Raw genomic sequence first — 2,464 nt, 5'->3', positions numbered from 1 at the left:
TGAACCCGCACCGGCCGGGCCGGGGTGCGCGCTCAGGCGGTCATCCCGGCCCGGGCCAGGTGTCGCCGCCCGGGCCCCGGCTCAGTTGTCGTCGCCCGGTCCCGGTAACGGCCAGCTGTTCCCCGGCTCCGACGTCTCGGTGGACCCGTCGTCGTCGGCCCCGACGAACAGCACGATCGACTGGTCCTTCGGCACGGAGCTGCCCGGGGCCGGGTTCGAGTTGGTCACCAGCCCGACGTAATCGGAGTCGGACACCCGCTCCCGCCGTACCGAGTGGGAGCCGGTCCAGCCCGCCTCCTGCAACGCGGCCACGGCCTCCTCCTCGGTCATGCCCTGCAGGTCCGGGATCTCGATCCGGGCCTGCGAGCCGTTGGACACCCGCAGCTCGACCTCGCTGCCCTTGGTGACCCGGCCGCCGTTCGGCTCCTGCCCGACCACGGTCCCCTCCGGTTCCTCGTGGTCGACGTCGCTGCGGTTCACCGTGAGGTCGAGTTCGGTCAGTCGCGCCTTGGCCTCCTCGAAGGTGCTGCCCGTCATGTTGGGCACCTCGACCTCGTCGGGCTCGACGCCGAGGACGATGCTCACCTGGCCGCCCTGGCGCAGCTGCGCACCCCCCGCGGGGCTCTGTTCGACCACCTTGCCCTGCTTCTCCGGGTCGTCGACCTCCGTCTCCTCGACGTTCGGGTCGAGCGTCAGTCCGGCCTCGTTCAGCTGCTTCTCGGCGTCCTCGCGGGAGAGGTCGACGAGATTGGGCACCTGAACCTGCTGCGGTGGCTTCCCGACGACGAGCGTGATCGTTTCGGTGAGGGCGATCTGCTCACGGGCGGGCGGGTCGGTCTCGATCACCTTGTTGTAGGACTCCGGGCCGCACTCCGCCTCGCTCGACGGGTTCGCCACGCAGGGCCGTGTCGACTCGGTGATCTCCTCGAAACCCTCGTCGCGCAGCATCTTGTGCGCCGCCTGCGTGGTCTTGCCCGCCACGTCCGGCACGGCCCGGGTGTCCGCCTCGCTCTGCTCGACGAGGAAGAAACTCAGCAGCGCGATGAGGCCGAGGCCCGCCACGGTCAGCACGATCCCGGCGATCCGCTTGTTCCGGCGTTTCCGGGCGAGTTCGTCCGGGTCCTCGTCGGGGAAGGCGTGGGCCCCGTAGGCGTCGAACCGGTCCTGCTCCGAGTCGCCGAGGACGTGGGTGCCCTCCTCCTCGGACAGCACCATCGGTGCGGCGGGGCGCTGTCCGGACAGCGTGCGCACCAGGTCGGAGCGCATCTCCGCGGCCGACTGGTACCGGTTGTCCGTGCCCTTGGTCAGCGCGGTGAGCACGACGGCGTCCAGTTCGGGCGAGAGCCCCGGGTTCACCGACGACGGCGGTGCCGGTTGCTCCCGCACGTGCTGGTAGGCCACGGCGACGGGGGAGTCGCCGGTGAACGGCGGGTCGCCGGTGACCAGTTCGTAGAGCACGCAGCCCGCCGAGTAGACGTCGCTGCGGGCGTCGACCGTCTCGCCGCGGGCCTGCTCGGGCGAGAGGTACTGGGCCGTCCCGATCACCGCCGCGGTCTGGGTCATGGCCGCCTGGCCGTCGTGCACGGCGCGGGCGATGCCGAAGTCCATGACTTTGACCGCGCCGTTGCGCGTGATCATCACGTTGGCGGGCTTGACGTCGCGGTGGACGATGCCGTGCCGGTGGGAGAAGTCGAGCGCCGCGCACACGTCGGCCATGACCTCCATGGCCCGCTTCTCGGAGAGCGGCCCCTCGGTCTTGACGATGTCGCGCAGCGTCCTGCCCTCGACGTACTCCATGACGATGTAGGGCAGCGGGCCGTATTCGGTGTCGGCCTCACCGGTGTCGTAGACGGCGACGATCGCGGGGTGGTTCAGCGCCGCCGCGTTCTGCGCCTCCCGTCGGAAGCGCTCCTGGAACTGCGGGTCGCGGGCGAGGTCCGCACGGAGGATCTTCACGGCGACTTCCCGGCCGAGCCGGATGTCGTGTCCGTTGTGAACCTCGGACATTCCGCCGTAGCCGAGTGTGTCACCCAGTTCGTAGCGGTTTGAGAGCAGTCGGGGTGCGCTCATTGCCTGGTGCCGTCCTTCACTCGGTTCTTCCCACGCCCGGTGCGCCGACCGTGTGCGTGTGTCGCCCACGCCCGCGGGGGGCAGGCGTGTGTACCGCGACCATCATGCCTTCTCACCCATCTCAGCCGGGTCAACGCCCATCGGTGGCCGACCAGTTGTCCCCGAGCGGGGTGGTGTCGTCGCCCGGGCCGCCGTCGTCCCCGTCGGAACCCAGCGTGATAACGAGGGTCACCACGACCACCGCCACCAGCACCGTGAACGCCAGCGCGAGCAGGGCCCACGTCGCCGCCGACGGCCGCTTCCGTGCCGGTGCCGCCATCCCGTGCCCGGCGCCGGTACCCGGCGCCCGCCCGCCCACCGGGTGCAGGGACGGGTGTGAGCCCGGGTTCACCGG

General features: G+C 70.9%; 1 protein-coding gene and 1 pseudogene. Both read right to left on the bottom strand.

Going from position 1 to position 2,464, the window contains the following annotated elements; all coding sequences use genetic code 11:
* Positions 1-81: 81 nt before the first annotated feature.
* The gene (gene pknB / locus ACTIR_RS0105550; protein ID WP_026453528.1) at positions 82-2,070 is read right to left on the bottom strand and encodes a Stk1 family PASTA domain-containing Ser/Thr kinase; all 1,989 of its coding nucleotides are present in this window, start codon (positions 2,068-2,070) and stop codon (positions 82-84) included.
* 130 nt (positions 2,071-2,200) lie between these two features.
* Positions 2,201-2,464: pseudogene (locus ACTIR_RS0105545) on the bottom strand (serine/threonine protein kinase); the annotation flags it as partial.

Source organism: Saccharomonospora iraqiensis subsp. iraqiensis (assembly GCF_000430445.1).
Classification (GTDB): domain Bacteria; phylum Actinomycetota; class Actinomycetes; order Mycobacteriales; family Pseudonocardiaceae; genus Saccharomonospora; species Saccharomonospora iraqiensis.
The sequence above is the reverse complement of the archived record's forward strand: the minus strand, read 5'-3'. Positions and strand labels throughout refer to the sequence as shown.

Excerpts from the sequence above, each read along its gene's own strand:
- pknB (WP_026453528.1), bottom strand. The coding sequence starts at position 2,070 with ATGAGCGCACCCCGACTGCTCTCAAACCGCTACGAACTGGGTGACACA.